The sequence below is a fragment of the Pseudoxanthomonas sp. LjRoot143 genome, assembly GCF_964252945.1.
Lineage (GTDB): Bacteria > Pseudomonadota > Gammaproteobacteria > Xanthomonadales > Xanthomonadaceae > Pseudoxanthomonas_A.
In genome coordinates this window covers 2,270,761-2,294,826 of sequence record NZ_CAXUPM020000001.1, presented here as the reverse complement: position 1 = coordinate 2,294,826, position 24,066 = coordinate 2,270,761, and the positions used below count along the sequence as shown (strand labels likewise).

Annotated in this window: 27 protein-coding genes and 1 tRNA gene; 21 read left to right on the top strand and 7 right to left on the bottom strand. The window is 68.1% G+C overall.

Features of this window, described 5'->3' with window-relative positions; genetic code table 11:
* Positions 1-8 precede the first annotated feature (8 nt).
* Both ACSQ1W_RS10895 and ACSQ1W_RS10890 read left to right on the top strand, forming a co-directional pair.
* Positions 9-752 (top strand): hypothetical protein, encoded by a 744-nt coding sequence (locus tag ACSQ1W_RS10895; protein WP_436043449.1) that lies wholly within the window; start codon positions 9-11, stop codon positions 750-752.
* A gap of 411 nt (positions 753-1,163) precedes the next feature.
* Positions 1,164-1,376: a hypothetical protein gene (locus tag ACSQ1W_RS10890; RefSeq protein WP_436043447.1), complete on the top strand. Its 213-nt coding sequence runs from the start codon at positions 1,164-1,166 to the stop codon at positions 1,374-1,376.
* Between the two features lie 92 nt (positions 1,377-1,468).
* On the opposite strand, the gene ACSQ1W_RS10885 is transcribed toward ACSQ1W_RS10890, so the two are convergent.
* Positions 1,469-1,561 (bottom strand) — tRNA-Ser (locus ACSQ1W_RS10885).
* A 131-nt stretch (positions 1,562-1,692) separates the two neighbouring features.
* On the opposite strand from ACSQ1W_RS10885, the gene dnaX reads away from it, so the two are divergent.
* Genes dnaX through ACSQ1W_RS10865 form a run of 4 tightly spaced genes read left to right on the top strand, consistent with a single transcriptional unit; the run spans position 1,693 to position 4,815 of the window.
* Positions 1,693-3,456 (top strand): DNA polymerase III subunit gamma/tau, encoded by a 1,764-nt coding sequence (dnaX, locus tag ACSQ1W_RS10880; RefSeq protein ID WP_436043445.1) that lies wholly within the window; start codon positions 1,693-1,695, stop codon positions 3,454-3,456.
* 7 nt (positions 3,457-3,463) lie between these two features.
* Complete coding sequence (locus tag ACSQ1W_RS10875) at positions 3,464-3,784, top strand: YbaB/EbfC family nucleoid-associated protein (RefSeq protein WP_062358613.1); 321 nt, start codon at positions 3,464-3,466, stop codon at positions 3,782-3,784.
* Between the two features lie 52 nt (positions 3,785-3,836).
* A complete protein-coding gene (gene recR, locus ACSQ1W_RS10870) occupies positions 3,837-4,433 on the top strand; it encodes a recombination mediator RecR (RefSeq protein ID WP_192271619.1) in 597 nt (198 codons plus the stop codon).
* Positions 4,434-4,461: 28 nt separating this feature from the next.
* On the top strand, positions 4,462-4,815 hold the full coding sequence (locus ACSQ1W_RS10865; protein WP_436043443.1) for a histidine triad nucleotide-binding protein: 354 nt from the start codon (positions 4,462-4,464) through the stop codon (positions 4,813-4,815).
* A gap of 61 nt (positions 4,816-4,876) precedes the next feature.
* Here ACSQ1W_RS10865 and ACSQ1W_RS10860 read toward each other — a convergent pair whose 3' ends face one another.
* The 4 genes from ACSQ1W_RS10860 to ACSQ1W_RS10845 are packed head-to-tail and all read right to left on the bottom strand — an operon-like array spanning position 4,877 to position 9,255.
* Positions 4,877-5,389, bottom strand: a complete 513-nt coding sequence (locus tag ACSQ1W_RS10860) for a Slp family lipoprotein (RefSeq protein ID WP_436043441.1) — start codon at positions 5,387-5,389, stop codon at positions 4,877-4,879.
* A gap of 17 nt (positions 5,390-5,406) precedes the next feature.
* Entirely contained in the window at positions 5,407-7,359 is a 1,953-nt protein-coding gene (locus ACSQ1W_RS10855; protein WP_436043439.1) for a transglutaminaseTgpA domain-containing protein, read from the bottom strand.
* Positions 7,346-8,299, bottom strand: a complete 954-nt coding sequence (locus tag ACSQ1W_RS10850) for a DUF58 domain-containing protein (protein ID WP_436043438.1) — start codon at positions 8,297-8,299, stop codon at positions 7,346-7,348. Before ACSQ1W_RS10850 ends, ACSQ1W_RS10855 begins: the two co-directional genes overlap by 14 nt.
* A 2-nt stretch (positions 8,300-8,301) precedes the next feature.
* Positions 8,302-9,255, bottom strand: coding sequence for an AAA family ATPase (locus tag ACSQ1W_RS10845; protein WP_436043436.1), 954 nt, complete (start codon positions 9,253-9,255; stop codon positions 8,302-8,304).
* A 44-nt stretch (positions 9,256-9,299) separates the two neighbouring features.
* Here ACSQ1W_RS10845 and ACSQ1W_RS10840 point away from each other — a divergent pair, with 44 nt between their 5' ends.
* Positions 9,300-11,141, top strand: a complete 1,842-nt coding sequence (locus ACSQ1W_RS10840) for an ArnT family glycosyltransferase (RefSeq protein WP_436043434.1) — start codon at positions 9,300-9,302, stop codon at positions 11,139-11,141.
* Between the two features lie 9 nt (positions 11,142-11,150).
* Here ACSQ1W_RS10840 and ACSQ1W_RS10835 read toward each other — a convergent pair whose 3' ends face one another.
* The gene (locus ACSQ1W_RS10835; RefSeq protein WP_436043432.1) at positions 11,151-11,720 is read right to left on the bottom strand and encodes a Maf family protein; all 570 of its coding nucleotides are present in this window, start codon (positions 11,718-11,720) and stop codon (positions 11,151-11,153) included.
* Positions 11,721-11,843: 123 nt separating this feature from the next.
* Between ACSQ1W_RS10835 and ACSQ1W_RS10830 the strand changes: the two genes are divergently transcribed.
* The 13 genes from ACSQ1W_RS10830 (at position 11,844) to ACSQ1W_RS10770 (ending at position 22,542) form a co-directional block, all read left to right on the top strand.
* Positions 11,844-12,350 (top strand): YceD family protein, encoded by a 507-nt coding sequence (locus ACSQ1W_RS10830; protein WP_192271606.1) that lies wholly within the window; start codon positions 11,844-11,846, stop codon positions 12,348-12,350.
* 67 nt (positions 12,351-12,417) lie between these two features.
* A complete protein-coding gene (rpmF, locus tag ACSQ1W_RS10825; protein ID WP_162336389.1) occupies positions 12,418-12,612 on the top strand; it encodes a 50S ribosomal protein L32 in 195 nt (64 codons plus the stop codon).
* A gap of 88 nt (positions 12,613-12,700) precedes the next feature.
* Complete coding sequence (locus ACSQ1W_RS10820) at positions 12,701-13,696, top strand: beta-ketoacyl-ACP synthase III (RefSeq protein WP_192271604.1); 996 nt, start codon at positions 12,701-12,703, stop codon at positions 13,694-13,696.
* Between the two features lie 221 nt (positions 13,697-13,917).
* Positions 13,918-14,862: an ACP S-malonyltransferase gene (fabD, locus tag ACSQ1W_RS10815; protein WP_436043429.1), complete on the top strand. Its 945-nt coding sequence runs from the start codon at positions 13,918-13,920 to the stop codon at positions 14,860-14,862.
* A gap of 63 nt (positions 14,863-14,925) precedes the next feature.
* Complete coding sequence (gene fabG, locus ACSQ1W_RS10810) at positions 14,926-15,669, top strand: 3-oxoacyl-ACP reductase FabG (protein ID WP_436043427.1); 744 nt, start codon at positions 14,926-14,928, stop codon at positions 15,667-15,669.
* Positions 15,670-15,811: 142 nt separating this feature from the next.
* Positions 15,812-16,051, top strand: a complete 240-nt coding sequence (gene acpP / locus ACSQ1W_RS10805; RefSeq protein WP_014161144.1) for an acyl carrier protein — start codon at positions 15,812-15,814, stop codon at positions 16,049-16,051.
* A gap of 114 nt (positions 16,052-16,165) precedes the next feature.
* Complete coding sequence (gene fabF, locus ACSQ1W_RS10800; RefSeq protein WP_436043426.1) at positions 16,166-17,407, top strand: beta-ketoacyl-ACP synthase II; 1,242 nt, start codon at positions 16,166-16,168, stop codon at positions 17,405-17,407.
* A gap of 112 nt (positions 17,408-17,519) precedes the next feature.
* Complete coding sequence (locus tag ACSQ1W_RS10795) at positions 17,520-18,881, top strand: aminodeoxychorismate synthase component I (RefSeq protein WP_436043424.1); 1,362 nt, start codon at positions 17,520-17,522, stop codon at positions 18,879-18,881.
* Positions 18,882-18,965: 84 nt separating this feature from the next.
* Positions 18,966-20,033, top strand: a complete 1,068-nt coding sequence (gene mltG / locus ACSQ1W_RS10790) for an endolytic transglycosylase MltG (RefSeq protein ID WP_436043422.1) — start codon at positions 18,966-18,968, stop codon at positions 20,031-20,033.
* Entirely contained in the window at positions 20,030-20,692 is a 663-nt protein-coding gene (gene tmk / locus ACSQ1W_RS10785; RefSeq protein ID WP_436043420.1) for a dTMP kinase, read from the top strand. The genes mltG and tmk overlap by 4 nt, the downstream gene beginning before the upstream one ends.
* Positions 20,689-21,663: a DNA polymerase III subunit delta' gene (locus ACSQ1W_RS10780; RefSeq protein WP_436043419.1), complete on the top strand. Its 975-nt coding sequence runs from the start codon at positions 20,689-20,691 to the stop codon at positions 21,661-21,663. Before tmk ends, ACSQ1W_RS10780 begins: the two co-directional genes overlap by 4 nt.
* 19 nt (positions 21,664-21,682) lie before the next feature.
* Positions 21,683-22,036 carry a PilZ domain-containing protein gene (locus ACSQ1W_RS10775; protein WP_192271587.1) on the top strand — a complete coding sequence of 118 codons (354 nt, stop codon included), beginning with the start codon at positions 21,683-21,685 and terminating at the stop codon, positions 22,034-22,036.
* A 71-nt stretch (positions 22,037-22,107) separates the two neighbouring features.
* On the top strand, positions 22,108-22,542 hold the full coding sequence (locus ACSQ1W_RS10770) for a hypothetical protein (RefSeq protein WP_436043417.1): 435 nt from the start codon (positions 22,108-22,110) through the stop codon (positions 22,540-22,542).
* 65 nt (positions 22,543-22,607) lie between these two features.
* On the opposite strand, the gene ACSQ1W_RS10765 is transcribed toward ACSQ1W_RS10770, so the two are convergent.
* Positions 22,608-23,531 (bottom strand): LysR substrate-binding domain-containing protein, encoded by a 924-nt coding sequence (locus ACSQ1W_RS10765; protein WP_436043415.1) that lies wholly within the window; start codon positions 23,529-23,531, stop codon positions 22,608-22,610.
* A gap of 136 nt (positions 23,532-23,667) precedes the next feature.
* On the opposite strand from ACSQ1W_RS10765, the gene ACSQ1W_RS10760 reads away from it, so the two are divergent.
* Complete coding sequence (locus tag ACSQ1W_RS10760; protein ID WP_192271574.1) at positions 23,668-24,060, top strand: RidA family protein; 393 nt, start codon at positions 23,668-23,670, stop codon at positions 24,058-24,060.
* Positions 24,061-24,066: the final 6 nt, after the last annotated feature.

Genomic DNA, 24,066 nt, shown 5'->3' with positions numbered 1-24,066 from the left:
CGCCCGCAGTGGAGTCCGTCGTCCTGGGCGCCGGCGCTGCGTGGCTCACGAGCGACGAAGGTGCCGCCCTGGTCGACGGCAAACCGGGCCGAGCTGCACGAGTGCAGAGGATCTCGGGGCCGCTGGCGATCACCCTCAATTTCCAGTCGCCGATCGTGTTGGGCGTTGTTGCGCTTCTGGGTCTCAATCTGCCGGAGGGTGTGACGATCACAGCCGCCGGCGCGGCGGGGGTCACCCGAAGGCTTGCTGACGGTTCCGTCGGCTGCTGGCTGCTCGCGGCGCCGGCTGCACCTGTGGCTTCGCTGGTGGTCGTGATCGATGCCGCGCAGACGGTGGTCGAGATCGGGGAAATCGTCGCCATGAAGTCGGTCACCGTGCGCCTGTCGGAGGGGTGGTCTCTCCAGCGAGTCGACACCAGCGTCCACGCGCGCAACCGCGGCGGGCAGGTCTTCACCGCTGCCGGCGCCAGCTACCGCCGCTTCACCGGCTCGCTGGCGGGCGTGGCGACCGCAGAGGCCCGCGGAGGCGGACTGGCGAATGGCGAGGATTGGGAGACGATCGCTGCAGCGCTCACTGGCGGCCGTCGGTGCGTCGTCATCCCCCAGTACCGCACGCTGCCGGGCGGAGTGTTCGACGCGGCGCTGTGCAACCGGACGGCGCTCTACGGCATCGCCCTCGAGGTGCCCGGTCCCCAGAACATCCAGCGGCAGTACTTCAGCGGCACCATGACCGTCGAAGAGATCCCGCCCTGATTCGGGAAGCCAGTCTCAGCGCGTGAGCCGGGCGGCGGTACGATGGCCGCCGGAGGTCGCTCGCGGTGGCAGGTTCGGAGTTCAAGTGGTCGGCGCTGAATCCGGGATACCCAGGCCCGGAGGTGCTCTACAAACACGGCATCACGCCCGTTGCGCGTCTGACCGAGCGGCTCGGCGGCACGTGGCTCGCGCATCTCGACTATCACCAGCCAGGCTCCAGCCGAACGCGCGCATGCACCAGCTACGAAGCGGGGCGGCGCGGCGTCGAGCTGTGGGCGGAGCGGCATGCGGACAGGCTTCGCGCAGAGCTGGCCGCTATGCATGAACAGTGGCTGCAGAAGCAGCACTGGCGCCCCCGCGACGACTCGACAGGCGCAGCCAGCGAGACCCGGGCCGGTCACGATCCCGGCCATGAAAAGCAGACGCCCCCGATTCCCGACCAAGGCTGGGTGGGCCGCCGCACAGGCCGCCGACGCAAGAGCTCTCGCCACCGATCTCCGATATAGGTCGTCGGCCGGCTCGTCGATCAAGGCCCGCCGGAAGTTCGAACGCATCGCTCACCTGGAAGCCGAAGCGGCTCGCTTCGATCGCATGGCCGCGCGCTTCGAGGAACGGGGTCTGTAGGCGCTCGCCGTCCGAAGTATGGGCGGAAGTGTGGGCGAGCCTACCCCAGAAACACGAAAACCCTTGCAGGGCAAGGGTTTCGGTAAATCATCTGGCGGAGAGAGGGGGATTCGAACCCCCGAAGCGCGGTTTAGACGCTTACACACTTTCCAGGCGTGCTCCTTCAACCACTCGGACACCTCTCCGGGACCTGAACGCGACCGGGGCCGCTTTCAGGGGCGTGAATTCTAGCCTTCGCAGGGGTGCCGCCACAAGCGAGGCCGTGCATAGGCCGTGGGGCGGAGGGAGGACGGGCGGAGCGTGGCACAATGTCGGCATGTCCTACCTCGTCCTCGCCCGCAAGTGGCGTCCCAAGCGTTTCGCCGAGCTGGTGGGCCAGGAACACGTGGTCCGCGCGCTGACCAACGCGCTGGACAGCGGTCGTGTCCACCATGCCTTCCTCTTCACCGGCACGCGCGGCGTGGGCAAGACCACGATCGCCCGCATCTTCGCCAAATCGCTGAACTGCGAGAAAGGCACCAGTGCCGACCCTTGCGGCCAGTGCCCGGCCTGCCTGGACATCGATGCCGGCCGCTACATCGACCTGCTGGAGATCGACGCCGCGTCGAACACCGGTGTGGACGACGTGCGCGAGGTGATCGAGAACGCGCAGTACATGCCGTCGCGCGGCAAGTTCAAGGTCTATCTGATCGACGAAGTGCACATGCTGTCGAAGGCCGCGTTCAACGCGCTGCTGAAGACGCTGGAAGAACCGCCGGAACACGTGAAGTTCCTGCTCGCGACCACCGATCCGCAGAAGCTGCCGGTCACCGTGCTGTCGCGCTGCCTGCAGTTCAATCTCAAGCGCCTGGACGAGGAGCAGATCCGCGGCCAGATGACGAAGATCCTGGGCGCGGAAGCGATCGAAGCCGACGCGCCCGCCATCGCCCAGCTCGCACGCGCGGCCGACGGTTCGCTGCGCGATGGCCTGTCGCTGCTCGACCAGGCCATCGCCTACGCCGGCGGCGCGCTGCGCGAGGAGGGCGTGCGCACCATGCTGGGTACGGTGGATCGCACCCAGGTCAACGCCATGCTCGGCGCGCTGGCGCAGGGAGATGGCGACGAACTGCTGCAGGTGGTCGCGCGGCTGGCGGAGTTCTCGCCCGACTGGGCCGGTGTGCTGGATGCCGTGGCGGAAGCGCTGCATCGCATCCAGGTGCGACAGCTGGTGCCGTCGGCGAGCGTGGAGGCGGAGGGCGTCGATGTGGAGGCCTTTGCCGGCCAGCTGCGGCCCGAAGTCGTCCAGCTTTGGTACCAGATGGCGATCAACGGCCGTCGCGACCTGCACCTGGCGCCGAGCGGTCGCGCGGGATTCGAGATGAGCGTGCTGCGCATGCTGGCGTTCCGGCCGGCACAGGCCGGCGAGATGCGGGGCGAAGCACGTGGGTCATCGGTAATGGCATCCCCGGTCGCGACGCCTGCCGCATCCGCCAGTCCGGCCGTGCCACAGATGCAGGCGGCTTCCGCACCGCAAACGGTGATGCCACCCCAGCAGATGGCCCGAGAGGAACTGCCTGCACCCTCGCGTCCCGTGGCGCCGGCGGTCGATGATGTGCCGCCGTGGCGCCCGGCAGAAGCGGCACCTGTCGCTGCTGTGGCCCCCGTCGCCGCTGCAACACCCGTCGCGTCGACGATGCCTGTCGACATCGGCATCACCGACGCGGAGACCTGGCTGCACTTCGCCGGTAGCTGCGGGCTTAAGGGCGTGGGCAAGCAACTGGTCGACAACGTCGCCTTCGCCGGCTACGCGAACGGAACGTTGACGCTGGCGCTGGACAGCGGTTTCGACTACCTGCGCTCGGAGCGCACGCTGGGCGAGCTTGGCGAGGCCATTGCCAGCCGCTACGGCGTGGCGCCGCGGCTGGCTTTCGCCGCGGCCGCGCCCACTGGCGAGACGTTGAAGGAGCGCAGCCATCGGCAGCGCGACGAACGCCAGAACGTCGCCGAAGAAACCTTCATGAACCATCCGGACGTGCGGCAGCTGATGCAGCAACATGGCGCCAGGCTTGTGCCGGACTCCATCCGACCTTACGAAGAGTGATCACGACATGCGTGGAAACATCGCCCAACTGATGCAGCAGGCGCAGAAGATGCAGGAGAACCTGCAGCGCGCCCAAGAAGAACTTGCCAAGCTCGAAGTCACCGGCAACGCCGGCGGCGGCATGGTCAGCGTGACGCTGACCGGCGCCAAGGAATGCCGCAAGGTCCGCATCGATCCTTCGCTGCTGTCGGATGCGGAAATGCTGGAAGACCTGATTGCCGCCGCGTTCAACGATGCCTCCAACAAGGTGGACGCGGAATCGAAGTCGCGGATGGGTGCCGCCACGGCCGGGATGCCGCTGCCGCCCGGCATGAAGATGCCGTTCTGAGCGCATTCCGGATCGGGTGACGGCGGTCCATCCGCCTTCGTCCTGAGACGACATGTCCAGTCCGCTGCTCGAACAGCTCATCGAAGCGTTGCGCGTGCTGCCCGGCGTCGGGCAGAAGACCGCGCAGCGCATGGCCTACCACCTGCTCGACCGCGAGCGGGAGGGCGGCAGGCGTCTGTCCGGCGTGATGGCCGAGGCGTTGGATCACATCGGCCACTGCGAGCAGTGTCGTGATTTCACCGAAGGGGCGATCTGCACGCTGTGCGCGAGCGCCAGCCGAGACCGGCACCAGCTGTGCATCGTGGAGTCGCCCTCGGACCGTCTCGCGATCGAGCAGGCCACCGGTTACCGCGGCGTCTATTTCGTCCTGCACGGCCGGTTGTCGCCGCTGGATGGCATCGGGCCGCGTGAGCTCGGACTGGATGCCTTGTCGGCGCGTCTCGCCCAGGGCGAAGTCACCGAACTGATCATCGCCACCAACCCGACCGTCGAAGGTGAGGCCACCGCGCATTACCTGGCGCAGCTGGCGCGGCAGCAGGGCGTGCGCCCCAGCCGCCTGGCGCACGGCGTACCGCTGGGCGGCGAGCTGGAATACGTGGACCGCGGCACGCTGGCGCATGCCTTCGGCGGCCGCAGCGAAATGACCTGACCGTACGAGCACGAGGACGCGCACCGCCATGACCGACACCATTTTCGCCAGGATCATCCGCCGCGAGATTCCGGCCACCATCGTCTACGAGGACGACGACGTCCTCGGTTTCAAGGACATCGCCCCGCAGGCGCCGGTACATGTGCTCTTCATTCCCAAGAACGAGGCGATCCCCACGCTGGACGACGTGCGCCCGGAGCAGGCGCACCTGATCGGCAAGCTGGCACTGGCGGCGGCGCACTACGCGCGCGACGAAGGATTCGCGCAAGACGGCTACCGCATCGTCATGAACTGCCGGGAGGACGGTGGGCAGACCGTGTTCCACATCCATCTGCATCTTCTCGCTGGCGCCTCGCTCGGACGCTTCGGCACGCCGGGTTGAGTGTCGTCCGGGCAAAAAAAAGCCGCTCATCGAGCGGCTTTTTTCTTTCATGGCGATGGATTCACCACCAGCCCCAACGACCCCAGCGCGGCCCCCAGAAGGGGTCGTAGTACGGGTAGGGGCGGACGACTTCGACTTCACGCACTTCCGGCCAAAGGTAGACCACGTCGGCGGCGACACGCGGCAACTGGTAGTCGTAGTCGCCAATGCGGGTGCTTTCATAGCCCTCAATCTTGCCGACGAACGTCACCTCGCGACCCTCGGCGAACACGGCCGGATCATAGAAGCCGGCCCGGCAGGCGACGAAGCGGCCGTCGGTGGCGTCGGGTGCGGACGACAACGGTCGGCCGGTACCGGCGAGGGGCCGCGAGACGAGCTGGAAGCAGGTCGAGTTCTGGCCGGGCGTGGTGCTGATGATGCGGCCACCCCAGCGGACGGGGGCACCCACCTGCGGTGCGCCGACCGAATCGCGCGGATTGACCTGGGTAAAGGCGCCCTGCAGTGGCTTGGGTGCCGTGGCGCAGGCGGAAAGCAGCGCGGCGGTTGCGACGACGACGGCGAAGCGAAGGTTCATGGCCAGTCTCCAGCGGGTTATGGGCGGTGCCGGCGCAGGTCTTCGATCAGTGCGCGGTGGTCTCCCTCACCCGGAGCGTAGCGCGCATCGGCGAAACGGTGGCTGAGCGAAAGCAGTGCCTGGGCGGCCCGCGGTCGTCCGGCAGCGGCACGGCGTGCCCAGTCGGCGGGGCTTTCATGCGGCAACCGGCCAAGCCCGAGCCGTGCATACCGCGCGCCGAGCCGGTGCCAAGCGCGCAGCAACGGGTCGCGCTGGTGCTCACCCCGCGCGAGCAGCCAGGCCATCCACGCCAGCGCGGCGATGGCGAAGATGCCGAACAGCGCCGTCAACGCGCCGCCACCCAGGTGTTTCGCACCGAAGCGCTCCAGCAGGCGTGCCTGCCGCCGCGCATCGAAGCCCAGCACGAGGTCGTTCCAGCCACGACGCAGCCAGTCTCCGACCTGGCCCAGGTTGTCGACACCGATCAGGTTGGCGACGGCGCCTACGGCACCCACTGCGCCGAGACGATCCTCGATCGTGTCGTAGATGCGTTCCGGCGCCACCGCCGCCGTCGGGTCCACGCGTACCCAGCCTCGTTGCGGCATCCATACCTCCGCCCAGGCATGCGCGTCCAGATTGCGGACGATCCAGTACTTGCCGAGCGGGTTGTATTGCCCGCCCGAATAACCGGTGACCACGCGGGCGGGGACGCCCGAAGAGCGCATCAGGAAGACGAAGGACGAACTGAAGTGCTCGCAGAATCCCTGCTGCTGGTCGAACAGGAACTCGTCGACGGTGTCGCGCCCCGGGAACGGCGTATCCAGCGTGTAGGCGAAGTCGGAGCGGATCCATTGCAGGGCGCGCGCCACGATGGCGGCATCGTTGTCGCCGGCCTCCCTGCGCCACTGTGCGCCTAGCGCCCGGGTACGCGGGTTGAAGCCAGCGGGCAGCTGCAGGGCTTGCTGTCGGAGGGAGGGCGACAGGTCCGCTTCGAACTGGACGGGCGCCGAAGACTGCAGTCGCCAGCGCGTCAGCGACACGAGGGGTGTCGGGGTCGACATGCTGTAGTCGCGCGCCACCCGCACACCGTCGGGCGTCGACGCAGGCAGATCCAGGGCGACCAGGTCACGACGGTCGCTGGGTTCCACGTCCATCTGGTAGTCCCAGGTTGCCGCGCTGCGGGTGGTGCTGGCGGCTGGCATGCCGGTCAGGCGGTGGCCGCGCGTCCAGGTGCGGCCGTCGAAATCCGACAGCACCGGCCCACGCCAGTACATCTGACTGGTCGGTGGCGTAGCGCCGAAGAACTGCACGCGCAGTGCCGGCGCTTCGTCGGCGATCAGGTCGAGATAGCTGCCAGGCGACATGTCGTCGCTGAGGCCGGGCTTCGACAGCGCCCGCTCCGGCACACCCCACAAGGGTGACGGGAAGCGCGGGAACAGCCAGAAGGTCGCCAGTACCAGCGGGATACCGAGGGCGACCAGTTTGCCGATCTCCCGCACCTGCTGCAGCGGTCTCGTCGAGCCTGCCAGGGCGGTTGCCTCGGCATCGGCCAGACGGTGCAGTGCGACCAGTGCACACAGCACGCCGGCCAGGCCGAGCGCCATGCTCAACGGCCCCTGTTCGAGCAGGAACGCGGCGAACGGCGCGAACAATGCGAAACCGAGCAGGCTGCGGTTGTCGCGCAGGGTGCGGGTCTCGGTCGGCTTGATCGCCAGCATCCCGGCGAGAAGGGCGCAGCCGGTGTCGCGACCGAACTGCATGCCGGTGACGGACATCACCGCCGCGACCAGCGCCAGGGCGAGCAGGCCACGCAACAGCCCCGGCAGCGGGCGCCGCCAGGACGCCAATGCCAACAGCACGCCGGTGATGCCTATACCGGAGGCGAGCATCGGCGGCAGCTGGATCAGCAGGGCCAACAGGCATACCGCGGCCGCCGTCAATGTCCATCGGCGACTGAGGCTGTCGAGCGTGGGGACGTCAGGGCGTGGCATGCGGGAGCAGGGCGAGGGCGCGGAGGCACTGGTGGCGGTGCGCCGGGCCATTGGCCGGCCCCAATGCGGGCTGGTCCGGCAACCGCAGGCGGTAACGAAGACCCTCGCGCTCGGCAGATTCGATCCAGTGCGCCAGCCGCTGGATGCGGTGCTCATGGGAAAGCGTCGTCAACGTCGCCCAGTCCAGGTCGACATCGCGGCCGAGCGGTTGTTCGTAATCGCGCACCAGCAACTGGCTGCGGCGTGCGGAGGGTTTCCATGCGATGGCACGGCGCGCATCGCCTGCGCGGTAGTTGCGCAACTGGTGGACGTCTTCGCCCGCAGGATCGAGTCGCGCCTTGGTGCCTCCGTTCTCCGCCAGCGGAAGTGGTGGCCCCTGGACTTCCGCCGCGGGATAGACGAGCAGCGGCGAGTGGGGCCATATCCAGGACCAGGCGCGCGCGATGCCAAGCGGCTGGGTGGTGGACACGCGCACGCGGTCGAGGTCGTACCAGCCGCGCTGGTGCGTCGGCAACGGCAACTCGACCACGACGCCTTCGCCGGCCGGTAGCAGGGAGAAGGCGTGCGTTCCACCTGCATCGAGCCTCAGGCCATGGCGTACGCGCGCATCGCGCGAGGCCAGCGCGACATGCAGGAGCAATGGTGATCCCACCGGGACAGGATCGGCGGACATCGCCTCGACACGCAGGCCCGCCAGCTGCAGGTGCGCGAAGATAAGGCTGGCCAGCGCGGTCGCGCTCAGCAGCAGCGCGAGCAGCAGCGCGGGGTTGTTGTTGTAGTTCAGCGCACCCAGCAGCATGGTGAACACCAGTGCGGCGAAGAACAGTCCGAACCGCGTGGGAAGGACGTAGATGCGTTTGCGATCGAGCGCGACCGGGAGCGATTCCGGCCGGCGGGGCCGCGCCAGCAGGGCGAAGCGGCGTGCCAGCGAGGGCGCCATGTTCAATCCACCGGTACCGCGTGCAGGATGGCCTTGGCGAGCGCGCCGGCCGACGCGGCCTCGGCTTCCGGCACCAGGCGGTGCGCGGCAACGGCGGCGAACAGCGCCTGCACGTCGTCCGGCAGTACGTGGTGGCGGCCCAGCAGCAGTGCGTAGGCGCGCGCGGCGCGCAGCAGCGCGATGCCGGCGCGTGGCGACAGGCCGACGCGTACCCCGGGATGCTGGCGGCTGCGCGTCAGCAACGCCTGCACGTAGTCGATCAGCGCATCGCTGGCGTGGACGTCGCTCACGGCGCTGCGCAGGGCGAGTACGTCGTCGGACGACAACAGTGGCATGGCCTGCGCGATCATCGTGCGCCGGTCGCTGCCGGCCAGCAGTTCGCGTTCGGACTCCGGGCTGGGATAACCCAGTGCCAGCCGCAACAGAAAGCGATCCAGCTGCGAATCGGGTAGCGGGTAGGTGCCCGACAGGTCGACCGGGTTCTGCGTGGCGATCACGAAGAACGGCGCCGGCAGCGCGTGCGTCACGCCGTCCAGCGTGACCTGGTGCTCGGCCATCGCTTCGAGCAGTGCGCTCTGCGTGCGTGGCGGTGCGCGGTTGATTTCGTCCGCGAGCAGGACATTGGTGAACACAGGGCCGGGATGGAAGGTGAACGCGCGCGTCTGCGCGTCGTACACCGACACGCCCAGCACGTCCGCAGGCAGCAGGTCCGAGGTGAACTGCACGCGCTGGAAGCCCAGCCCCAGCGTGGCCGCAAGTGCATGCGCCAGTGTCGTCTTGCCGAGGCCGGGCAGATCCTCGATCAACAGGTGGCCGTCGGAGAGCAGCGCGACGAAGGCGAGCCGCACTTCGTGCGACTTGCCGAGCACCAGGGAATTGACCTGCGCCTGGGCACGCGTGAGGGCATCGGCCAGGCCTTCGGATAGCATAGGGCGGTTGCTGGGGATGGCGGACATCGCGCTCTGGGTTTCCGATCGTGGGTAGAGGGCAGTGTAGCGAGATGGACGAAGAACGACGCGCGCGGCAATGGTTCCTGGCGGTGTGGGCAATCGTGACGGTGGTCAAGGTCGTCATCGCCGCCCGCCTGCCGCTGTTCGTCGACGAGGCCTTCTACTGGCAGGAGGGGCGGCATCTCGCCGCTGCCTACTCCGACCTGCCGGGATTGACGGCGTGGTTGACGCGGCTGGGCACCGACATCGGTGGCCACCATGTAGTGGCGGTGCGTGCGCCGTTTCTGCTGATGGCGGCACTGTTGCCGTGGCTGGTCGCGCGGAGCGCGGCGCACTGGTTCGGTGCGACGGCAGGCTGGCAGGCGGCGCTGCTGACCGTGCTGATGCCGTTGTCGGGCACGCTGGGACTGCTCGCGCTGCCGGATGTGCCGATGGCGCTGGCCACGGTGCTGTGTGCGGACGCCGGTGCGCGCCTGCTGCGCGAGGTCGATGCGATGTCCGCCACCGAACTGGCGATCGGCCTCATGCTGGGTGCGCTCAGCCACTACCGATTCATCGGCGTGATCGGTGTGGGGCTACTCGCATTGCTCTGGGTGCCCGCAGGAAGGAAGGTGCTGCGTGACCCGCGCGTGTGGGTTGCGCTGGCGGTGGGCGTACTGGCGTGGGCGCCTTTGCTGGCCTGGAACCTGGAATACGCTGACGCCGGCCTGCGTTTCCAGTTGCTGGATCGCCACCCGTGGAGCTTCCACGGCGATGGTTTCCGCTTCTTGCTGGTGCAGGCGGCGATGGCGACGCCGCTGCTGTTCTGGGCCATGCTCGTGGTCTGCATGCGGGGCGTCCGCAGCGATGGCAGCGCCGATACGGCGTGGCGCTATTTCGCGTTGCTGGGTGCGGTGTCGACGTTCGGCTTCTTCGCGCTCGGCTTCTTTGCCGACAACGAGCGCGTCAGCTTCCATTGGCCGTTGCCGGGCTATCTCGCGTTGCTCGTGGTGGTGCCGCTGCTGCTGCGGGAGTGGTCGCCGGCGCGTCGGCGCGCGACCTGGAGCATCGCGGCACTCGGTACGGTGCTGATGCTGGGTTATTACGTGGCCGTCTCGCTCCCCGGCCTGAGGACGCAGATCGCAGGCAGCAAGTACTACCCGGAGAACTTCGCTGGCTGGCATGCATTGGCCGAAAGCGTGCAGGCGGTGCGCGTGACCTTGCCGGCGGACACGGTACTGCTTGCGGACAACTTCAAGACCGGCGCCGAGCTGGGCTTCGCCCTGGATGACGCTGACATCCCCGTGCTCGACCACCCGCTGAACCGCAAGCATGGGCGCGCGCCACAGCTCCAGTTGTGGGGCCTGCACCATGACGGCGCGCGTGACGCGCCCACGCTGCTGGTCGTCGGCGCGACCGACGTCAAGTTCAGTGCACTTCTGGCGCACTACCAGCAGTTGTGCCGGGTCGTCGGTCCGCTGCCGCCGCCGCGCGTGGTCAACATCGACCACGGCGCACGGCGGTTCCTCCTGTTCGCGCTACCCGCGGCGCGCGCGCAGGGTGAATGCATCACGCCGGTAGTCGCCAACATCGACGTGCCCGAAGCGGGTGCCCGCGTGGGCAGGCGCTTCAGCGTCGGCGGCTGGGCGGTGAAGGACGTCGTGGGCGTGGCGAAGGTCGAGGTGCTGCTCGATGGCCGGGTCGTCGCCGTGGCCGGCGACGCGGGCGCCAACGAGTGGTTGCGCGGCTTCCTGAAGGACGCATCGCGCGATCCGCGCATGCCGCGGGTCCAGTTCACGGCCGAGGTCGATGCCGGAGACGTGCCCGCCGGCCGGCATTGGCTGGGCTTGCGGGTGACCGGCGGCGACGGCAGCGTCGAAACCTGGGCCGAACAGCCGGTCGAGGTACGCTGACGCCCCGGCTCAGGGAAGCTCGAAGCCCGCTTCGCGCAGCATCCTGGACACGGCGATCAGCGGCAGGCCGACCAGCGCCGTGGGGTCCGTCGACTCGATGGCGTCGAACAGGGCGATTCCGAGCCCTTCCGACTTGAAGCTGCCGGCGCAGTCGAAAGGCTGCTCGGCGTCGACGTAGCGCTCGATTTCGGTGGCCGAGAGGGTGCGGAACCGGACGGTGGTGACGTCCTGGGCCTGCAGCGCGTCGCCGTCCCTGACCAGGCAGACGGCGGTATGGAAGCGCACCTGCCGGCCCGACATGGACGCCAGTTGGGCGAGGGCGGCCTCGCGGTGGCCGGGCTTGCCCAAGGGCTGCCCATCCAGTTCTGCTGCCTGGTCGGAGCCGATGACCCAGGCCCCGGGGTGCTGCCGGGCGATGGCCTCGGCCTTGGCATGGGCCAGGCGGGCGGCCATGGCGGGCACCGACTCGCCGTCCTGGGGGGTCTCGTCCACCTCGGGCCGCGCGATGTGGAGCGGCAGGCGCAGCCGTTCCAGCAATTCACGCCGGTAGCGGGAGGTGGAGGCGAGCATCAGCGGCATGGGTGGGGCACCGGCAGGGACAGGGCGGGGGAGTCTGCCCGCCGGCAGGGGCGGGGGCAAGCCATCCTCGTCGACGGAGGTTGTTTGACAGTTCGGTCTTTCATCCTTAACATTCAGCGGCTTATGTCCGCGAATACGCCCGAGATGTTGGATGCTTGGCGCATGGTCGCGACCCGGCGCAGCTTTGAAGGCCGCCTGCCGTTGTCCTCGATGACGCGCTTGCAGGGCCTTCTTGTCGATACCGAAGGCGAAGTACGTTACGCGATCGAGTTCGATCACGATGCGCTGCGGGTGCCTTACGTCGGGCTGCGGATCGAAGCCGAGCTGCCGCTGGTGTGCCAGCGCAGCCTGCGACGATTCGTACTGCCGGTGACGGTGGAGCAGCGGCTCGGGTTGGTGCGCAGCGAGGATGAGGAATCCGCGCTGCCGCCGGGCTACGAGGCCTTGCTGGTACCTGAGGACGGTATGCTTCGCCCCGCCGACCTGGTGGAGGACGAACTGGTCCTCGCCGTACCGGTGGTGCCGGTGGACCCCGCGTCCGAGGCCGTCGAAAGCGAATGGGCCGCGGACGAAGAAGAAGTGGCGAAATCCAGTCCGTTCGCGGCGCTGGCCTCGCTGAAGAAAAACTAGCCGCTAACGCGGTCTGGCAACACGAACCGCAAGGTTCACCAACAGATAGAAGAGCTGGAGCAATCCCATGGCTGTGCAGAAATCCCGCGTCACCCCGTCCCGTCGTGGCCAGCGTCGTTCGCACGACGCGCTGACCGCCAAGCAGCTGTCGACCGACCCGACCACGGGCGAGATCCACCTGCGCCACCACGTGACCGCCGACGGTTACTACCGCGGCAAGAAGGTCATCGCCACCAAGACCTCGGCGGTCGAGGAAGATTGATCCGTGCGGCGCGCCCTCGCGAAGGGCGCGCTTCCCGCATGATCGATGACAACCAGGGCCCGTCGTCGGGCCGGCAATGGGAGCGTGCATGAGCGAGCCGGGTAACAAGGGGCGCATTTACGCGCGCATCGCCGGAACGGGCAGCTATCTGCCCGAAAAGGTGCTGACCAACGAGGACCTGTCGAAGCTGGTCGATACCAGCGACGAATGGATCCAGTCCCGCACCGGCATCCGCGAACGCCACATCGCCGCCGAAGGCGAAACCGCTGGCGATCTGGGTTACCAGGCCGCGCTCCGCGCACTCGAGGCCGCCGGCGTCGACGCGTCCGAGATCGATCTCATCGTGGTGGGCACCACCACGCCCGACCTGATCTTCCCGTCCACCGCCTGCCTGATCCAGGCGCGCCTGGGCGCGGCCGGCTGCGCGGCGCTGGACGTCAATGCGGCCTGTTCGGGCTTCATCTATGCGCTCAGCGTGGCGGAGAAATTCATCCGCTGCGGCGATGCCAAGACCGCGCTCGTGATCGGGACCGAAACCCTCAGTCGCATCGTCGACTGGACCGAGCGCACCACCTGCGTGCTGTTCGGCGACGGGGCGGGCGCGGCCGTGCTCAAGGCCGACACCGAGACCGGCATCCTCAGCACCCACCTGCATGCCGACGGCAGCAAGAAGGAACTGCTGTGGAATCCGGTCGGCGTCTCCACCGGATTCAAGGCGGACGAGCCGAACAACGGCATCCGCATCGAGATGAAGGGCAACGACGTCTTCAAGTACGCCGTCAAGGCACTGGACAGCGTCGTCGACGAAACGCTCCACGCCAACGGCCTGGACAAGCACGACCTGGACTGGCTGATTCCGCACCAGGCGAACTTGCGCATCATCGAAGCCACCGCCAAGCGGTTGGACATGTCGATGGACCAGGTCATCGTCACCGTCGACAAGCACGGCAACACTTCGTCCGGCTCGGTGCCGCTGGCGCTCGATACGGCGGTCCGCTCGGGTCGCGTGGAGCGTGGACAGCTGCTGCTGCTGGAGGCGTTCGGTGGCGGCTTCACCTGGGGCTCGGTGCTGGTGCGTTATTGAAGCGGCTGCGACACGGTTAAAAATGGAAGGCGATGCTGCAGAGCATCGCCTTCTTCGTTTCGGGGATCGATCGTCCCGATGGTCGACAGCGTCGTGCGCGTTCGAGCGCGCACGGATGCAGCGCGCATGCGACAGTGCTACGCATGCGCATACGCCCCGGTACAGACAATCCGGCGGGTTCGCCCGTATCATCGCCGCCTGATTTCACGCAGGGTGTCCGAGTGACTTCCACGCAACTCGCTTTCGTGTTCCCGGGCCAGGGCTCGCAGTCGGTCGGCATGCTGGCCGAACTGTCGGAACTGCATCCGGTCGTGCGCGAGACGTTCGCCGAAGCATCCGAAGGCGCTGGCGTCGATCTGTGGGCGCTGTCGCAGGGTGGCCCCGAAGAAATGCTCAACCGCACCGAGTACACGCAACCCGCGTTGCTCGCGTCCGGCATCGCCGTCTGGCGCGCATGGCAGCAGCAGGGTGGCGTGCAGCCGTCGCAGCTGGCGGGCCACAGCCTGGGCGAATACACCGCACTGGTCGCTGCAGGGGCGCTGTCGTTGAAGGACGGCGCGCACCTCGTGCGCCTGCGTGGTCAACTGATGCAGGATGCCGCGCCCGCCGGCGTCGGTGCGATGGCGGCGGTGCTCGGCGCCGAGGATGCGATGGTCGCGGAAGTCTGCACGCAGGCGTCCGACAGCAAGGTCGTCGTGCCTGCGAACTACAACTCTCCTGGCCAGATCGTGATCGGTGGCGATACCGAAGCCGTCGATCGCGCGATCGCGATGCTCACCGAACGTGGCATCCGCAAGGTGGTCAAGCTGGCGGTCAGCGTGCCGTCGCACACGCCGCTGATGCGTGAAGCCGCCAACCGTTTAGCCGAAGTGATGGCAGGCCTCGCATGGCAGGCGCCGTCGTTGCCCGTCGTGCAGAACGTGGACGCGCAGGTGCATGTGGGCGCCGACGCGATCCGTGATGCACTGGTGCGCCAGCTGTACTTGCCGGTGCGCTGGACGGAGTGCGTGCAGGTGCTGGCGTCGAACGGCGCGGTGCGCATCGCCGAATGCGGCCCCGGCAAGGTGCTGGCAGGTCTGGTGAAGCGCATCGACAAGGGCCTGGATGCACGTGCCATCGGTGGCGTGGGCGATTTCCAGGGCGCGCTCGCGGACTGGCAGGTCTGACGCACGCTGCGTCCGTTCCCTTATCCTGATCCGCCGCGCGCGGAACGTTCCGAGGACATCATCATGAGCAAGCCACTGCAAGGTGAAATCGCACTGGTCACCGGCGCGAGCCGCGGCATCGGTGCCGCCATTGCCGACGAACTGGCCGCGCAGGGCGCGACGGTCATCGGCACCGCGACCACCGCGTCGGGCGCGCAGGCCATCGGCGAGCGCATGGCGGCGGCGGGCGGGCACGGTCGCGAGTTGAACGTTACCGATGCGGCGGCGGTCGATGCGCTGATCGACGCGATTACCAAGGAATTCGGCGGCATCTCCATCCTGGTCAACAACGCCGGCATCACCCGCGACAACCTGCTGCTGCGGATGAAGGACGAAGACTGGCAGGCCATCCTCGATACCAACCTCACCAGCGTCTACCGCACGTCCAAGGCGGTCATGCGCGGCATGATGAAAGCGCGCAAGGGCCGCATCATCAACATCGCCTCGGTGATCGGCGTGACCGGCAACGCCGGACAGGCCAACTACGCCGCCGCCAAGGCCGGCATCATTGCGTTCTCCAAGTCGCTGGCGAAGGAGATCGGCAGCCGTGGCGTCACCGTCAACGTGGTCGCCCCCGGTTTCATCGCCACCGACATGACCAAGGACCTGCCCGAAGAGACCAAGAAGGCGCTCGGCGAGCAGATCGCACTGGGTCGCCTGGGCGAACCGGCCGACATCGCGAACGCGGTCGCCTTCCTCGCCGGTCCGGCCGCCGGCTACATCACCGGCGAGACCCTGCACGTCAACGGCGGCATGTACATGCCGTAAGAATTAGCTGTAAGTGGTTGATTCGGTGGCGTTTGGCGATACCTGCCCGCCGTCGCCGGTTTCCACTACACTATCCCCGGTTTGCCTTCGCCCCGCGTCGGCAGAATCCAACAAGTCACCCATCTCCGTCTGGAGCGAATCCATGAGCAGCATCGAAGAACGCGTCAAGAAAATCGTCGTCGAACAACTCGGCGTTAAGGAAGAAGAAGTCACCACCAGCGCATCGTTCGTCGATGACCTGGGCGCCGACTCGCTGGACACCGTTGAACTGGTGATGGCGCTGGAAGAAGAGTTCGAGTGCGAGATTCCGGACGAGGAAGCCGAGAAGATCACTTCGGTGCAGCAGGCCATCGACTACGTCAAGGCACACGTCAAGGCGTAAGTCCGGCAGTTGCAGCAAACCGTGTCGGGGCCGCGCATGCGGCCCCGCGCGTATCCGGCCCCATCCGCCCGCGTACTGCAGGGCAGGGCCGTCAAGATCCAAGAGGAATCCGATATGAGCCAGCGTCGTCGCGTCGTCGTCACCGGCATGGGCCTGGTGTCCCCCCTGGGCAATGACATGGCCAGCAGTTGGGACGGCATCGTCAACGGGCGTTCGGGCCTGGGCCCGATCACCACCTTCGATACCGAGGGTTACAGCACCAAGATCGCGGGCGAGATCCGCGGGTTCGATCCCACCGCCTTCGTGTCGCCGAAGGACGTGAAGAAGATGGACTCGTTCATCCACTACGGACTGGCCGCTTCGCTGATGGCGATGGACGACGCCGGCCTGGAAGTGACCGAGGCCAACGCCGAGCGCATCGGCGCGATCATCGGCGCCGGCATCGGCGGCATCCTAGGTATCGAGGAAACCGCGGTGAAGCTGCATGAAGGCGGCCCGCGCAAGATTTCCCCGTTCTACATCCCCAGCACCATCATCAACATGCTGCCCGGCCACCTGAGCATCATGAAGGGGCTGAAGGGTCCCGGCTATTCGGCGGTCTCGGCCTGCGCCACGTCGAACCATTCGATCGGCATCGCCATGCGCACCATCCAGTACGGCGACGCCGACGTGATGGTCGCCGGCGGTGCCGAGCGCGGCTCGTCGCCGACGTCGGTCGGCGGCTTCTGCGCGATGAAGGCCATGTCCACCCGCAACGACGATCCGACCCGGGCCTCGCGCCCGTGGGACAAGGACCGCGACGGTTTCGTGCTGGGCGACGGCGCCGGCATCCTGGTGCTGGAGGAGTACGAACACGCCAAGGCGCGCGGCGCGCGCATCTATTGCGAACTGGCAGGCTTTGGCGCGTCGCAGGACGCGTTCCACATGACCGCGCCGAGCGAGAACGGTGAAGGCCCCGCGCGCTGCATGCTGTCGGCGCTGAAGGATGCCGGCCTGAATGCGGACCAGGTCGAGTACCTCAACGCGCACGGCACTTCCACGCCGCTGGGCGACCTGGCCGAAACGCTGGCGATGAAGCGCGCACTGGGCGACCACGCGTACAAGATCATGGTCAGCTCCACCAAGTCGATGACCGGCCACCTGCTGGGTGCGGCCGGCGGTGCGGAAGCGATCTTCTCCGTGCTGGCCATCCACCACGGCATCATCCCGCCGACCATCAACCTGGACACGCCGGGCGAAGGCTGCGATCTGGACTACGTGCCGAACATCGCGCGCGAGAAGAAGATCGACGTCGCGGTGTCGAACGGCTTCGGCTTCGGCGGCACCAACGGTACGCTGGTGTTCAAGCGGATCTGATCCGCAGACCCGCAGGATCGACGTCACCCCGACGCAAGCCGGGGCCCAGCGTCTTACGTTCCATTCGCACAGCAAGCCACTGGGTCCCGGCCTGCGCCGGGATGACGAGTTCATGATCGAAACCCGCGCGCTTCCGCCCGACACCGACCTGCTGTCCCTGCATCGCCTGGACCCGCGGCGCTATCCCGTACTGCTCGAGTCCGTAGCATCGGGCACCGCGCAGGGCCGCTGGGACTTCCTGCTGGTCGCCGACGGCAGCGGGCTGATTCTGGGCGCCGACGGTGTCACCCGGGACCTGCAAGGCGGCGTGGAGGCGGACGATTTTCTCGCCGTGCTCGATCGCCACTGGCAATCGCAGCGCACGCCGCGCGAAGAGCCGCGCTGGCCGTTCCGCGGTGGCTGGGCGTTGCTGCTGGCGTACGAACTGGCGCAGCAGGTGGAACCGGTCCTGCGGCTGCCTCACGGGCCGGCGACACAACCCGTCGCGCTCGCGCTGCGCTGTCCGGCGGCGGTGCTGCGAGATCGCAGTACCGGCGATTGCGTGATCGTGGCTGAAGCCGGGCAGGGCGACCTGATCGCTCGAACCGCTGCCGACGTCGCGCGTGTCGTCCAGATGGCGCCGCTGCCGGCCTGGCAACCGCCGGCCCGCATCGACGAAGACGAACCGTCGCGCTTCACCGATGGCGTGGACCGCATCCTCGACTACCTGCGCGCGGGCGACATCTTCCAGGTGAACCTGTCGCGCGCGTGGCGTGCCCATTTCGATGCGCCGCTCGATCCCGCCGCACTGTACGCACGCCTGCGCACGGCCAATCCCGCGCCGTTCGCTGGCCTGTTCGCCACGCAGGACTGGACCGTGGTCAGTTCCTCGCCCGAGCGCTTGGTTTCGGTGCGCGGCGACGTCGTGGAGACACGGCCCATCGCCGGCACGCGCCCGCGTTTCGAGGGCGACGACGACGCGGCACGCATCCGCGAGCTGGTCGGCCACCCGAAGGAGCGCGCCGAGCACGTCATGCTGATCGACCTGGAGCGCAACGACCTGGGGCGCGTCTGCACGCCCGGCAGCGTGCAGGTCGACGAGCTGATGACCGTGGAGAGCTACGCCCACGTGCATCACATCGTCAGCAACGTGCGCGGGCATCTGCGCGACGATGCGACACCGGGCGATGTCATCCGCGCCACCTTCCCCGGCGGCACCATCACCGGCTGCCCCAAGGTGCGCTGCATGCAGATCATCGCCGAGCTGGAACAGGTCCCGCGCGGCGCCTACACGGGCGCCTTCGGCTGGCTGAACCGCGACGGCGACCTGGACCTGAACATCCTGATCCGCAGCGCCGAGGTCGTGGCGGACGGAGCGGGCAGCGTGGCGCGCTTCCGGACCGGGGCAGGCATCGTCGCCGACTCGATTCCCGACAGAGAGCTGGACGAGACCCGCGCGAAGGCCCGGGGCGTGCTGAAGGCGCTGGAAGGCTGACGTCGGCCCTCCGCCGCCGCGCGCCTACGCCCTGAGACGGCGACCGGGTATCCTGCACGGCCTGCTTCACACCCCGAGGATTGCGTGGCGTCAGCACTCAAGCGCGGTTGCCGCTTCATCGTCATCACCTTCGTCCTGTTGCTGGCCGTGGCGGTCGCCGCCGGGCTGTGGCTGTGGCAGGGCCATCGCGGCTTCGGCGACACACCCCTGGACGGTGTCGTGGCCGGTAGCACGGTGGAGGTCGCCCGCGGCGACGCGTTCCCCACGGTGTTGCGCAAGCTGCGCGAGCACGGGGTGACCCAGGGTTCCGATCTGCAGTGGCGCCTGCTGGCGCGCGAGACCGACACCGCCAGCCAGCTGAAGGTGGGCGAGTACGCGCTGGAGCCGACCCTCACCCCCCGCGAACTGCTCAAGCGCATGCGCGAAGGCCGCACGCTCCAGTACCGCGTCACGATCGTGGAGGGCTGGAACATCCGTCAGCTGCGCGCCGCGCTGCGCAGCGCCACGCCGCTGCAGCAGAAGACCGCGCAGATGAGCGATGCCGAGCTGATGGCCGCGCTGGGTCATGAAGGCCAGCATCCGGAAGGCCGCTTCCTGCCCGAGACCTACGTGTACACGCGCAGCGAAACCGACCTGGACGTGCTCAAGCGTGCGTACGCCGCCATGGAGAAGACGCTCGACGGCGTCTGGCAGGCGCGCGCACAGGACGTTCCGCTGCAGTCGGCCGAAGAGGCGCTGATCCTGGCCTCGATCATCGAGAAGGAAACCGGCATCGCCGAAGAGCGGCCGGCCATCGCGGGCGTGTTCGCGCGCCGGCTGAAGCTCGGCATGCCGCTGCAAACCGATCCCACCGTCATCTATGGCATCGGCAGCAGCTATGACGGCAACATCCGCAAGCGTGATCTGCTGACCGACACGCCGTACAACACCTACACGCGAAAGGGCCTGACCCCGACGCCGATCGCCATGCCGGGCGCCGACGCGCTGAAGGCCGCGGTGAATCCGGCCGACGGCAACACGCTGTTCTTCGTCGCCGTCGGCGATGGCAGCGGGCGCCATATCTTTTCGGCCACGCTCGCGGAGCACAACGCCGCCGTGGCGCGTTATCTCGTGACGCGCCGGGAAACGCTGCGCAAGGCGGAAGCGCCGTGAGCGAGGCCCTGCTGTCGCAGCCGCGGCTGATCACGCTGGAAGGTGGCGAGGGCGCCGGCAAGACCAGTGCCATCGCGGCCATCCGTGATCGACTCCAGGCCGCCGGCCATGATGTCGTGCTGACGCGCGAACCGGGTGGCACGCCATTGGCTGAGCGCATCCGCGAGCTGCTGCTCGGTGCGCAGGACGAACCGCTCGCCGCCGAGACCGAATTGCTGCTGATGTTCGCCTCGCGCGCGCAGCATGTGCGCGAGGTGGTACGACCGGCGCTGCGGCGCGGATCGTTCGTCATCAGCGACCGCTTCACCGACTCCAGCTACGCCTACCAGGGCGCCGGCCGCGGACTGGATCCCGAATGGATCGCCGCATTGGAACGTCGTGCGGTCGGCCTGAAGCCCGGCCTGACCCTGCTGCTCGACCTGGACGTGCGTGAGGGCCGCGCGCGCACCGCCGGCCGTGACCTGTGGCCCGACCGCATCGAGAGCGAGCAGGACGATTTCTTCGAACGCGTGCGTGCGGGTTTCCGTGCGCGTGCCGCGGCCGAACCGCAGCGCTTCCGCGTGATCGATGCATCGTTGCCGCCCGCGGGTGTCGCCGCGGCCGTCGATACCGCCATCACCGCCTACCTGCGTACCCTGACGGACAGCGATCTGGCATGAGCACTGCGTTCTCACCCTGGCAGCAGCGCGCCTACGACCATGCCGTCGCGGCGCTGGAGTCCGGCCGTCTCGGTCATGGCCTGCTCGTGTGCGGTCCCGCCGGCCTCGGCAAGCGCGCGGTGCTGGACCGTCTGGCGCGGCGCGTGCTGGCGCAGCAGCGCAACGCGGAGGGTGAGCCTGCGCCGGATGACCGCAGCACCCGCCTGATCGACGCCGGCACGCATCCGGACCTGCAGGTCATCTCGTTCGTCGCCACCAAGGATGGCAGCAAGCTGCGTACCGAGATCGTCATCGACCAGATCCGCGAGGTGTCGCAGAAGCTGGCGCTGACGCCGCAGTACGGCGGCGCGCAGGTGGCGCTGATCGATCCGGCCGACGCGATCAACCGTTCGGCCTGCAATGCGTTGCTGAAGACGCTGGAAGAACCGGCGCCCAACCGCTACCTGTGGCTGGTCAGCGCGCAACCCGCGCGCCTGCCGGCGACCATCCGCAGCCGCTGCCAGCGCATCGAATTCCGCCTGCCACCCCGCGACGAAGCGCTCGCCTGGCTGCAGGCGCAGGGGCATGCGGCGACCGACGCAGTGCGCGCGCTGGACGCCGCGCGCGGCCATCCCGGCCTGGCCGACGACTGGCTGCGCAACGATGGCCTGGCGCTGCGCGAAGCCGTGGCACGCGATTTGCAGCGGCTGGAGAAGGGCGAGATCGGCGTGGTCGAGACCGCGCAGCGCTGGGCCAACGACGAACTGGCCGATGCGCGACTGCGGCATGCGGCCGACTTGGCGCTGGCGCAGGCCGGCACCGTCGGCTTGACCGATCCGGCCCGATTGAACAAGCTGGCCACCTGGTTCGACGCCGCCAACCGCACCCGCGACCTGTTGCGGACGACGGTACGCGGCGACCTGGCCATGGTGGAGCTGCTGCTGGCCTGGGCCGGCAATGATCGCGGACGCGCTGTCGGGGCGCGCCGCTGACGGAAACACGGAGACAGTGATGAATGCAGCAGGTGGACGACAGGGCATCCTGTCACTGGCAGTCAAGGACAAGGCCGCGCTGTACAACGCCTACATGCCGTTCGTGAAAGGCGGTGGCATCTTCGTGCCCACGCCCAAGCGCTACTTCCTCGGCGACGAGGTCTTCCTGCTGCTCACCCTGCCCGAATCCAGTGACCGCCTGCCGGTGGCCGGCAAGGTGGTCTGGGTGACGCCGGTCGGTGCGCAGGGCAACCGCGCGGCCGGCATCGGCGTGCAGTTCGCCGAGAATGGCGAGGGCGAGGCCATCAAGAACCGCATCGAGACGATGCTGGCCGGCAGCCTCAACGGCGAGAAGCCGACGCACACGATGTAAGCGCACACGGCCCGCGACCGGGCCGTTGCGACCGCCATGGGCTCAAGGCGGCGCTCCCGACGGAGGAACCGATGCACGGAATCAGGTCTGGCCTGCTGTGCCTGCTGCTGCTCCCGGCGACGGTCGCGCTGTCGAAGGACATCGACATGAGCGCATGCCAGTACGAATTCGACGCGACCAACGCGGCGCTCGGCATGCGCGACCACGGCAAGACCAAGGCGGACCTGGAGGCCACGCTGCCTCCGCGCGCAAAGACCCGGAACGATCCGCGCGCGATCCTGCTGCACGCGATCCTGGACGATATCTACGCCAGACCCGATGTCGCTGCGTTCCCGTATTTCCACTACAGGGGCATGGTCTGCCTGACACGGGCCCAGGGAATCGATGTCCGCATCCCTTTCCGCAGGATCGCGGACGATCTGGTCGCGTGCCAGGACCGTCACGGAACCGACAAGTCCGAAGCGCTGGGCGACTGCATTTCCGAGGCGGTCCAGAAGCACCTGTGAGGGATGCGGCGGGCCGTCGGCATCGATGCCTTGCCAGCGCGATGGTCTGTGCGCCGCCGTTCAGACTATCGCGGCGGCTGGATGGCTGGCGCATGCTGCGCCATCAGCTCGACGATCCAGTCGATGAACACCCGCAGCTTGCGGCTGACATGGCGGTTGGGCGGGAACGCCACGTACATCGGCATCGGATCCAGGCGCCAGTCCGCGAACAGCGGCACCAGTTCGCCACGCGCCTGCGGTGCGCGCGCCATGTACCGGGGCAGCCACAGCACGCCCAAGCCCGCGATGCCGGCGGCGAGGTAGGCATTGCCGTCGTCCACCGACAGCACGTGACGGCCCTGCACGACATGCGCCTCATCGTCGCGATGCATCGGCGTCATCAAGGGACTGCCGGTGCGCGAACTGCGATAGCCCACGATGCGGTGCGCGGCATCCTCCAGTGCCGACGGATGCGCGGGCGTGCCGGCACGCGCCAGATAGGCGGGCGAGGCGTACACGCCGAGCAGCAGGTCGCCGACGTGTCGTGCACGTAATGATGCGTCGGTGAGTTCGCCGCCGCGCACCACGCAGTCCACGTTTTCGTCGATCAGGTCGATCTTGCGGTCGCTGGCGCCGAGGTCGAGCTGGATGTCCGGATAGCGCGCGTGGAAACCGGGCAGGGCGGGGACCAGGATGTGCAGGGCGAACGGGGCGGGCACATCCACGCGCAGCCGGCCGCGTGGCGCCTCGGAGGCGGTCGACAGGCTGGTCTCCGCATCGTCCAGGTCGGCCAGCAGGCGGACGACGCGCTCGTAGTACGCGGCGCCGTCGGCGGTGGTGTTCACCTTGCGCGTGGTGCGGTGGAGCAGCTTCACCCGCAGATGCGTTTCGAGCTGCTGCACCAGGTGCGTCACCCGCGTCCGGCTGGCCTGCAGCGTGTCGGCCGCCTTGGTGAAGCTGCCGGTTTCCACCACGCGGACGAAGGCCTGCATCGCGTCGATGCGGTCCATGCGGGCTCCTGGAGGAAAGGGAATTGTTTGGATTCTACAAACAGTGATACCGGGATGGCCGTGTATATCCCGCCGCATCGGGCACCTAGAGTGATCGCTACCCCATCGGGGCCGCCGGCCCCTCCAGGAGATTCCCATGAGCACGCGCGACGTCGTTTTCCCTGCTGGCCGACAGGCCCTGTATGACCATCACCGCTACTCGGCCGCCGTGCGCTCGGATGGCTTCCTGTTCGTGTCCGGGACCGTGGGTAGCCGCGAGGATGGCTCGCCGGAGCCGGACTTCGAACAGCAGGTCCGGCTGGCCTTCAAGAACCTGCAAGCGATCCTGCATGCCGCCGGGGCCAGCCTGGACGATATCGTCGACGTGACCAGCTTCCACACCGACCCCGAGCGCCAGTTCGAGACCGTGCTGGCGGTGAAGGACGAGGTCTTTCCGGCGCGGCCCTATCCGAACTGGACTGCGATCGGCGTGAACTGGCTGGCCGGGTTCGACTTCGAGATCAAGGCCATCGCCCGCATCCCGGCGTGAGCGTGC

Coding starts and splice junctions, on each gene's coding strand:
- dnaX (WP_436043445.1), top strand. CDS start 1,693: ATGTCCTACCTCGTCCTCGCCCGCAAGTGGCGTCCCAAGCGTTTCGCC.
- ACSQ1W_RS10795 (WP_436043424.1), top strand. CDS start 17,520: ATGATCGAAACCCGCGCGCTTCCGCCCGACACCGACCTGCTGTCCCTG.
- ACSQ1W_RS10860 (WP_436043441.1), bottom strand. CDS start 5,389: ATGAACCTTCGCTTCGCCGTCGTCGTCGCAACCGCCGCGCTGCTTTCC.
- rpmF (WP_162336389.1), top strand. CDS start 12,418: ATGGCTGTGCAGAAATCCCGCGTCACCCCGTCCCGTCGTGGCCAGCGT.
- ACSQ1W_RS10835 (WP_436043432.1), bottom strand. CDS start 11,720: ATGCCGCTGATGCTCGCCTCCACCTCCCGCTACCGGCGTGAATTGCTG.
- ACSQ1W_RS10850 (WP_436043438.1), bottom strand. CDS start 8,299: ATGGCGCCCTCGCTGGCACGCCGCTTCGCCCTGCTGGCGCGGCCCCGC.
- fabG (WP_436043427.1), top strand. CDS start 14,926: ATGAGCAAGCCACTGCAAGGTGAAATCGCACTGGTCACCGGCGCGAGC.
- ACSQ1W_RS10865 (WP_436043443.1), top strand. CDS start 4,462: ATGACCGACACCATTTTCGCCAGGATCATCCGCCGCGAGATTCCGGCC.
- ACSQ1W_RS10830 (WP_192271606.1), top strand. CDS start 11,844: ATGTCCGCGAATACGCCCGAGATGTTGGATGCTTGGCGCATGGTCGCG.
- ACSQ1W_RS10820 (WP_192271604.1), top strand. CDS start 12,701: ATGAGCGAGCCGGGTAACAAGGGGCGCATTTACGCGCGCATCGCCGGA.
- ACSQ1W_RS10775 (WP_192271587.1), top strand. CDS start 21,683: ATGAATGCAGCAGGTGGACGACAGGGCATCCTGTCACTGGCAGTCAAG.
- fabF (WP_436043426.1), top strand. CDS start 16,166: ATGAGCCAGCGTCGTCGCGTCGTCGTCACCGGCATGGGCCTGGTGTCC.
- ACSQ1W_RS10855 (WP_436043439.1), bottom strand. CDS start 7,359: ATGCCACGCCCTGACGTCCCCACGCTCGACAGCCTCAGTCGCCGATGG.
- ACSQ1W_RS10780 (WP_436043419.1), top strand. CDS start 20,689: ATGAGCACTGCGTTCTCACCCTGGCAGCAGCGCGCCTACGACCATGCC.
- ACSQ1W_RS10840 (WP_436043434.1), top strand. CDS start 9,300: ATGGACGAAGAACGACGCGCGCGGCAATGGTTCCTGGCGGTGTGGGCA.
- ACSQ1W_RS10890 (WP_436043447.1), top strand. CDS start 1,164: ATGAAAAGCAGACGCCCCCGATTCCCGACCAAGGCTGGGTGGGCCGCC.
- ACSQ1W_RS10765 (WP_436043415.1), bottom strand. CDS start 23,531: ATGGACCGCATCGACGCGATGCAGGCCTTCGTCCGCGTGGTGGAAACC.
- recR (WP_192271619.1), top strand. CDS start 3,837: ATGTCCAGTCCGCTGCTCGAACAGCTCATCGAAGCGTTGCGCGTGCTG.
- acpP (WP_014161144.1), top strand. CDS start 15,812: ATGAGCAGCATCGAAGAACGCGTCAAGAAAATCGTCGTCGAACAACTC.
- ACSQ1W_RS10875 (WP_062358613.1), top strand. CDS start 3,464: ATGCGTGGAAACATCGCCCAACTGATGCAGCAGGCGCAGAAGATGCAG.
- ACSQ1W_RS10770 (WP_436043417.1), top strand. CDS start 22,108: ATGCACGGAATCAGGTCTGGCCTGCTGTGCCTGCTGCTGCTCCCGGCG.
- ACSQ1W_RS10845 (WP_436043436.1), bottom strand. CDS start 9,255: ATGTCCGCCATCCCCAGCAACCGCCCTATGCTATCCGAAGGCCTGGCC.
- ACSQ1W_RS10760 (WP_192271574.1), top strand. CDS start 23,668: ATGAGCACGCGCGACGTCGTTTTCCCTGCTGGCCGACAGGCCCTGTAT.